Below are 8,080 nucleotides of genomic sequence, written 5' to 3' on the forward strand. Positions count from 1 at the left end.
GGGGCGATCTCCTCGAGCGCGAGGTGGCTTGTGAGCCGGATCGATGTGTATTGGGGGCCGGCGTCGGAGTGGTGGATCAGCTGCTTCGGGCCGACGGGGTGCCCGTCCCGGTCACGCTGCCAGAGCGCCATCCGCAGCGGGATCATGACCAGATCGACGTGGTTGCTGGTCTGCGCGTGCCAGGCCACGATGCGTTGCGAGAACACGTCGAGGATGAACGCGACGTACACCCACCCGGCCCAGGTGCGCACGTAGGTGAAGTCCGTCACCCACACAGTGTCCGGGGCGGTCGCGGTGAAGTCCCGGTTGAGAAGGTCCCCGGCTCGCACCCCGTCCTTCGCCTGGATCGTCGTGCGGATCCCCTTCGCGCGGGTGACGCCCGACAGGCCGAGCAGCCGCATGGCGCGATCGATCGCGCCCCACGACGCGTCACCGATCGTAGTGCGGCGGATGAGCGCAGTCACCTCGCACGGTAATCGCAAGACCACGCTGGATTCCGAATTCAATGCACGACCTTCCCTGTGTGCGGTAACGGCCACCAGCCACGAGGTGTGCCTGTGCGGCAAAGGACCTGCCTGCGCTGCGAACGAAGTTCATCGACAGTTGAGGTGCCATGGGCAGAACATCCGGCGCAAGACGCCCCGATGATATCGTGACATTGCCAGCGGTGCTGATACGTCGTCGGCTTCGCCATTTCCGCCGCGATCGACACGTCGGCGAACCGATCAGACTTGGAGAGGGCGACAGATGGAGCTTCGCGATTATCTGCGAATTTTGCGAGCGCACTGGCTCGCGATCACCCTGCTGACGCTTGTCGGGGCGGCCGCGGCGTTCGGGTGGACGCTTACTCAGCAGAAGGTGTACACCGCCGATGCGAGCGGATATGTCACGCCCTACCGCAACGGCAACGACGAGGGTTCGGGCGTCGCCTTCGCGGCAGACAATCTGGCCAAGTCGAAAGTGCTGTCGTTCGTGAACGTCGGAACGTGGCGCGCGGTCGCCGAACACGCGATCGCCGACCTCGGGCTCACAACCGCTCCTGAGGCACTCGTACGCCGGGTGACGGTGTCGAATCCCCTCAACACGGTCGTGATCAGTGTGCAGGCGAACGCCGGCACCCCAGAGGCCGCTCGCGACCTGGCCGAGGCGTGGATTCGAGGCATGGCCGTCGAGATCGACAACCTCGAGACGAATGGGTCGGATGTCGACCCCACGGTGACACTCGTCCCGGCCGACTCCGCGCAGCTGCCTACCGCGCCCAGTTCTCCGAACGTCCGTCTCTCTGTCGCGCTGGGCGCTATCGTCGGGCTCTTCCTCGGCATCGGCTATGCCGTGCTCCGGTACGTCCTCGACCGGCGCGTGCGATCTGCCGACGCCGTTGAGAGAGAGACCGGTCTCGCCGTAGTGGGCACGATCCCCGACGAGAAGTCGTTCCAATCAGCAAGCCGCCTGGTGCCCGTCGACGGAGCGAACTCCGCCTCGAGCGAGAACGTCCACCTCTTCGCGGTATCCGAGGCCATGCGCGAGCTGCGCACCAACATCCGCTTCATGAACGTCGACAGCCCCCCGCGCGTGATCGTGGTGACGAGCCCGCTGCCCGGCGACGGCAAGTCGACGACCGCGGCGAACCTCGCCGTCACGATTGCAGCCAGTGGGCAGCAGGTCGTTCTGATCGACGGCGACCTGCGACGACCGATGGTCGCCACGGTGTTCGGCCTCGTCGAGGGCGCCGGCCTCACCGACGTGCTGTCCGATCGCGCGACGCTGGGCGACGTCGCCCAGCCGGTCGGAGAACTGGGCACGCTCCGCGTCGTCGGGGCAGGCAGGGTGCCACCGAACCCGAGCGAGGTCTTGGGGTCAGCCCGCATGCGTGAATTGCTGCTGACCCTCAGCGAATCGGCGACGGTGATCGTCGATGCGCCGCCGCTGATTCCGGTCACCGATGCCGCAGTCCTCAGCAACAGCGCCGATGGCGCGATCGTCGTCGCTATGGTGGGCAAGACGACGTTCGAGATTCTGAACAAGGCCCTCGGCATCCTCGAACGATCCAACGCGAAGGCGCTCGGCATCGTGCTGAACCGCATGCCTCGCAAGAAGGGCAGCTCGGCGTATTACGGCTACCAGTACACCGGTGACTACTACCGAGCGCAGTCGGGTGGCGCGACCTCGCTGGCCGACGCCGCTCCGGTCGCGCCTGCAGACACGCACGCCCCCACATCTGACGTGGACGTGTCGGGGTCGCCGACACCCGACACTCAGCCGCCGCTGCGTCGGCGACGTCGCTCTGTAGAGACGCTCCAGTAGTAGACGACGGCGATCCGCATCGTCGCCACACACGAAACCGGCGGTGTGCTCGGGTAGGAATACCCGAGCACACCGCCAGCGGCGTCTGCTCGTGCGCGTCTACTCGTCGTCGACGGGCCAATAGGTGCGAGCACCGGGGTACACCGTGCTGTTGATTCGCACCGAAGCCTGGTTGGACGGCGAAGCGCCGGTTCCGACCAGTGTGCCACCGGGGAAGTACGCCGACTGCGTGTTGGCGTCGGCCGGAATGGTGAGGGGGGCATCCAGCGTGTAGATGACGCGCGGGCTGCCCGTCTCGGGAGTGGACTTGGTCCATCCGGGCGTCGCCGGTGCCGACCACGTGTAGCCGACCGGGATCCAGACCGTGATCGTGATGGTTCCTGCGGTGAAGCCCGGCGTGCCCTGGGCGATGACGCTTCCGGGCAGCACCTGGAGGTTCTGGTAGACCCCGTCGACGTTGTTCGCGTCGACGCCGATCGTGAAGTAGAACTGCGGCGGCAGCGGCGGCGGCGGGCTGGCGGCCTGAGCGGGCGATGCCATGGTGAGCGCGACGACGGGCGCCGACCATGCAGCGGCCTTGACGAGGGTACGGCGCGTGACGGGCTTGGTCGCCCCGTCCGGCGTCGTCAGATCTGGTTCGTCGAACATGTATTTCTCCCCCAAACGGATTAGACAAATGAAAGCGAGGTCTCCGCCTAGGCGGAAGCATCCTCGCTGGCGCAAGCTTCTCGGCGTCGCCACTGCGAGGTGCCGTGAAATCGTCGCTACGTCGCTTTCGGTATGGAATGCGGCGCCTATGGTTAAGGCAACGCCGGATTCTGGCCTGCTGACGAGCGAATTTGAGCCGGGGACGCCTCGCCGTCATTCGCCATCGCCCGCGCGAGACTCGATCCGCCGCTGAAGCCGACATAGCGCCCGATCTCGTCCACGGTCAGCGCGCGGTACGACTCATCGCGCAGCATCGCCACCGCCTCGGCGACACGCGCGCGACGGATCTCGCGCGTGATCGTCGTGGCACGCTCCCGGAACACACGCTCGAGCTGCCGCAGTGACATGCGCAGTTCGCGAGCGATCCTCTGCGCCGTGAGCGACGGATCGGGATGCTGCGTGGCGATGAGCGCCATCGCCAGCGAGTAGGTCTCGGTCGGACGTGGCACCCGGTTCGCCCCGGCGGTCTCGATCAGCAGCGAGAGCACCATCTCTTGCAGCAGGCGTTCGAAATAGTAGCGGCTGAAGCCTGTCGTGTCGACGTCGGCGACGAGAGCGGCACGCGACACGAATGCCGCAACCGGCTCGAGCAGCGCTGCACCATCGGGCACTCGCTGCACCGCGGGCAGCTGCATACCGACGTCGCTGAGCACGGACTGAGGAATAGCGATCGATGTGATCAGGTACCTGCCGCGCGACATCAGCTCGACAACCGCCGGATCGGCCGCGATGAGCGCGTCGCCCGATCGGATCGGCGAGATGCTGCTGCGAGCCTGGCCGCCATGGTCGCGATAGTGAAGGTCACCCTCCTCGACGAAGTGAACTCGCACCGAGTCAGTGCGGGTCTGCGCAGGAAGGAGCACCCCGCCCTGCGCAACGGCAGACTTCGAAATCTGCATCGAGCCGAACCGCACGGAAGTGCGCGACACGCGAGACCGATGACCGGCGGGCGGCGTCAACGAGTTCGGCGCAAGCGTGTTCATCGGACCCCCTGCATTCTGGCGCCGCGACTCTGCTACGCAGTATTGACTCCTGACACTAGCGGTGTGCGCAACGCCGATGTCGAGCCGTAACACGCTCGTAGCACGCACCCCGTATCGTCGAGTATGGGAGAGGTGACCTTTCTGAGGAGCGACGAGCGAGGATCCATGAGCACGCCGAGCCCCGCCATCGCGCCCACCAACATCTCCTCCCCCACACCGACACCGGCGGTCGCGCCCGCGTCGACCGTGGTCATCGTCGAAGACGACGCTGCCGTGCGCGACATCCTCATCGAGCTCTTCGAATCGGCCGGCTTCACTGCGGTCGGCGCTGAGAACGGGGTCGACGGCGTCGAGGCTGTCCGGGCGCACAACCCTCGCATCACGACGATCGACGTGAACATGCCCGGCATCGACGGGTTCGAGACGGCGAAGCGCGTGCGCGCCATCAGCGAGACCTACATCGTGCTCGTCACCGCGAGGGCCGAAGAAGCCGACGCAGTGCTCGGGCTGAGCATCGGCGCAGACGACTACGTCACCAAGCCCTTTCGCCCGAGGGAGTTTCGCGCGCGGGTCGAGGCCATGTTGCGCCGGCCGCGCGGCTTCGCACCGCGCGATGCGCCGGCCGCGCTCGAACCCACGTCCACGGCATCCCCATCGGTCTTGATTCACCGCGACATCACTCTGGACACCAGCACACGCGCCGTGCACAAAGGCGACGATGCGATCGTGCTGACCCGTACCGAGTTCGATCTCTTGCGGACTCTGCTCGAGTCGCAACGACGGGCGAGATCGAAAGAAGACCTCGCGCTGGTCGCCCGTGGCGACACTCCCGGGGTCGTGCACGTCAGCGAGCTCGACAAGCGGGCGATCGAGTCTCACATGACCAACATCCGCCGCAAGCTCGGCGACCCAGCCGCCATGCCTGTCCACATCGAGACCGTGCGGGGCGTGGGGTATCGCCTGACAGTCGACGCCGCGACACAGCGATGACGATGCCGCGCAGGACTCGCGGGCGCTCGCGATCGATCTGGCTGTGGTAACTGTCGCTGGCCGCCGGCGTCGTCATGATCACGGCGATCGGCCTTATGGGATTCGGCGGCATCTATCGTCTCACTATCTGTGGGTCTTGCCGGTCGGCGAGCTCACGACGTACTACTCCTTCCGCTGAGCATCGGGGCTACCTCGTGTGCGTTCTGGTGAGCCTGCTGCTGAAGACGCGGCTGGACCACGGTACTCAGACCGTCACGAACGCCGCGTCGTTTCGCGGAATCGCGAAGGATCGGCTGAGACGAGGCGAACCGGTGGGGAACGCACGTGGACGCTGCTGGGTATTCGCCTCGACGACGCGGACGATCTGAAGGCTGCGGTGCGCTCCTGCATGCGTCACCTGCTCGAGGAGCTCGCCACGATCGCCCCTGGATGGCCCATCTCCATTCATCTTTCGGCCAGCACCCAACTCTCGGCCAGTGGCGGCTGGGGCCAATGCCGACGCCGTCGGCTCCGAACTGGACGCGCTCATGGTGGCCGACGCGCATGCCCTCAAGGCGATCGCGGAGGGCGGCCACCCCCTGGAGTCGCCTGAGTTTTCGCTGAGGTGAACCGCAACGTTGCGCTAAGTGCCTGAAGTCCTGCCATCGCGGGTGTTTACCTGGAGTGATCAAAGGGGCATGTGCAGCCCCGTTTCGTGTGACAGCTCTGGGGACCCCTGTGAACATCGAACTTCCGCGCAGTGCCACCGCCTTCGACGTCCCGACGAAGCAGTTGAACCGCCGCCAGCTGGTGAAGGCCGGGGCGTGGGCGGCGCCCGCAGTGATCCTCGCCGTCGCGACGCCGCCGGCATCGGCCTCGACGCCCGCCCCGGCGCCGACGCCGGGCATTCCCGACCTGGTCTTCACGAACCTCAGCGCCGGCGCCCAGACACGATACGTGCCGGGTCACTCCCTTGCGAGCCCGCCGTGGTGGGTGGCCGGTTATGCGGTGTTGAACCGCATCGACGGGAACACGAGTGTCGGACTGTCCTACTTCGCCACCGACCCCACTGCAGCTGTGACATCGATCACCCTCACGCTCACGGTCTCGGATGCCACCGGCCTTCTCGGCACGAAGCCGACGGTGACATCGGGCAGCGGGTGGGTCGCCTCCAGCGGAGCTCTCTCAGGCGCGACCGCGACGTACGTCTTCTCCTGGGCGGGTTCGATCTCCGCGGGCCAGGCAGGACAGCCGGGGTACACCTCGCAGCTCACGTTCTCTCTCCCCTCCGACGACCTGTCCAAGCCATCAGCATTGCCCTGGCCGAAGACCATCGCCGCGATGGCGATCGCGACCAACGCCCACGCCGCAACCACCAGCGCATCGGCAGGCCAGCCCTGACCGATGGAGCTTCGCGACTACCTGCGCATTCTGCGCGCTCATTGGGTCGGCATCCTTCTGCTGACCCTGCTCGGCACGGCGGTCGCCTTCGGCTACAGTTCGCTTCAGCCGCGCGTGTACACGGCTGAGGCAACCGGGTACGTCACGACACTCGGTTCGGGAACGGATGTCGGTTCGTCCCTTGTCGGCAACCAGCTCGCCCAGGCGAAGGTGAAGTCGTTCGTCGCGGTCGGCACGTGGAGGGCTGTGGCCGAGTTCGCGATCGACGAGCTCGATCTCGACACGACGCCCGAGGCGCTCGTCGGGCGCGTCGACGTGAGTAATCCGCTCGACACGATCGTCATCGTCGTCAACGCCTCGGCGGGTACGCCCGAAGAAGCCAGGGATCTGGCCGAAGCGTGGATCCGCGGCATGATCCTGCAGATCGACGAACTCGAAGGCGACGGCACGTCGGGATCGTCGGCGGTAACGGTCGTCGCCGGCGACTCCGCGCGCCTGCCGACGGCGCCCTCGTCGCCGAACACGAGGCTCAACGTCGCACTCGGCGCCCTCATCGGCCTCGCGCTCGGCATCGGCTACGCGGTCATCCGGCACGTGCTCGATCGCCGGCTGCGCGACCCGCGCGACATCGAACGCGAGACGGGAGTCGCCGTCGTGGGTACGATCCCGCTCGACAAAGATCTCGCCGCCTCGCGCCGAGTTCTCGTCTTCGACGAGGTACTGGGCGACGGCGGCAGCGTGATCGTCGCCGAGGCCCTGCGCGAACTGCGCACCAACCTACAGTTCATGAGCGTCGACAACCCGCCCCGCTCCATCGTGGTCACGAGCCCCGTGCCCGGTGACGGCAAGTCGACCACGGCGGCCAACCTCGCGGTCAGCCTCGCCGCGGCCGGCGAACCCGTGATCCTCATCGATGCCGATCTGCGCCGCCCGGTGATCTCCTCGCTGTTCGCACTGCCCGAGGGCGCGGGGCTCACCGACGTCATCGCCGGGCGCGCCACGGTCGACGACGTCTCGCACCGCATCGACGACTCTCTGGTGGTCATCGGCGCCGGTCGCATTCCGCCCAACCCGAGCGAGCTGCTCGGATCGCAGCGCATGCGCGACCTGGTGAAGCAGCTGTCCGAATCAGCGCTCGTCATCATCGACACCCCGCCGCTTCTCCCCGTGACCGATGCCGCGATCATCGCAACCCGTGCAGACGGCGCCCTCATCGTCACCTCAGCCGGTCACACCACCTACGACATGCTGCAGAAGGCGCTGGAGAATCTCGAACGCGCCAACGCAAGAGCGCTCGGCGTCGTGCTCAACAAGGTGCCGCGGCGTGGCGGCAGCGCCGGATACTACGGCTACCAGTACCAGTCGTATCAGCGCAAAGAAGAAGACAGGCCGCGCAAGGTCAAACCCTCGGGAACGACCACAGAAGCAGCACCCGGTCCGCGCAGGTCGAGCACAGAACCCGGCGGCCCCGCGATCGAGGCAGAGGCCCTCCCGACTGGCCAACGGTCTGCGCGGCGCAGCGACCGTACGGACTCCTGACCGCCTTGCTGGTAGGCTGCGCCGTCCCGAAGGCGTCAGCGCCAAGGCGATCAGCGCAAGGATGTGCGCGAAGGCGTCCACCGGTAAGGACCAGGATCGCCGGGTAGCGGCATCCCACCGCGTCAGCGCAAGGATCTCTCAAGGTTTTGCCCCGTTAGCACGAAGACCGGTGCGCG

6 protein-coding genes and 1 pseudogene are annotated in these 8,080 nt (G+C 66.7%); 4 read left to right on the plus strand and 3 right to left on the minus strand.

Annotated features, from left to right (window positions below):
- Positions 1 to 467: pseudogene (locus tag QZV81_RS09315) on the minus strand (DDE-type integrase/transposase/recombinase); the annotation flags it as partial.
- A 280-nt stretch (positions 468 to 747) separates the two neighbouring features.
- Between QZV81_RS09315 and QZV81_RS09320 the strand changes: the two are divergent.
- Positions 748 to 2,304: a polysaccharide biosynthesis tyrosine autokinase gene (locus QZV81_RS09320; RefSeq protein ID WP_292836205.1), complete on the plus strand. Its 1,557-nt coding sequence runs from the start codon at positions 748 to 750 to the stop codon at positions 2,302 to 2,304.
- Between the two features lie 99 nt (positions 2,305 to 2,403).
- On the opposite strand, the gene QZV81_RS09325 is transcribed toward QZV81_RS09320, so the two are convergent.
- Together QZV81_RS09325 and QZV81_RS09330 are read right to left on the minus strand one after the other, a co-directional pair.
- The gene (locus QZV81_RS09325; RefSeq protein WP_292836208.1) at positions 2,404 to 2,952 is read right to left on the minus strand and encodes a hypothetical protein; all 549 of its coding nucleotides are present in this window, start codon (positions 2,950 to 2,952) and stop codon (positions 2,404 to 2,406) included.
- A 152-nt stretch (positions 2,953 to 3,104) separates the two neighbouring features.
- Complete coding sequence (locus QZV81_RS09330) at positions 3,105 to 3,995, minus strand: helix-turn-helix domain-containing protein (protein ID WP_292836210.1); 891 nt, start codon at positions 3,993 to 3,995, stop codon at positions 3,105 to 3,107.
- Between the two features lie 165 nt (positions 3,996 to 4,160).
- Between QZV81_RS09330 and QZV81_RS09335 the strand changes: the two genes are divergently transcribed.
- The 3 genes from QZV81_RS09335 to QZV81_RS09345 all read left to right on the plus strand — a co-directional run bounded on the left by QZV81_RS09335 (position 4,161) and on the right by QZV81_RS09345 (position 7,904).
- Positions 4,161 to 4,985 (plus strand): response regulator transcription factor, encoded by an 825-nt coding sequence (locus tag QZV81_RS09335; RefSeq protein WP_292836212.1) that lies wholly within the window; start codon positions 4,161 to 4,163, stop codon positions 4,983 to 4,985.
- A 717-nt stretch (positions 4,986 to 5,702) separates the two neighbouring features.
- On the plus strand, positions 5,703 to 6,365 hold the full coding sequence (locus tag QZV81_RS09340; RefSeq protein WP_292836215.1) for a hypothetical protein: 663 nt from the start codon (positions 5,703 to 5,705) through the stop codon (positions 6,363 to 6,365).
- 3 nt (positions 6,366 to 6,368) lie between these two features.
- A complete protein-coding gene (locus QZV81_RS09345; RefSeq protein WP_292836218.1) occupies positions 6,369 to 7,904 on the plus strand; it encodes a polysaccharide biosynthesis tyrosine autokinase in 1,536 nt (511 codons plus the stop codon).
- Positions 7,905 to 8,080: the final 176 nt, after the last annotated feature.

The organism is Microbacterium sp. (assembly GCF_011620665.1).
Lineage (GTDB): Bacteria > Actinomycetota > Actinomycetes > Actinomycetales > Microbacteriaceae > Microbacterium.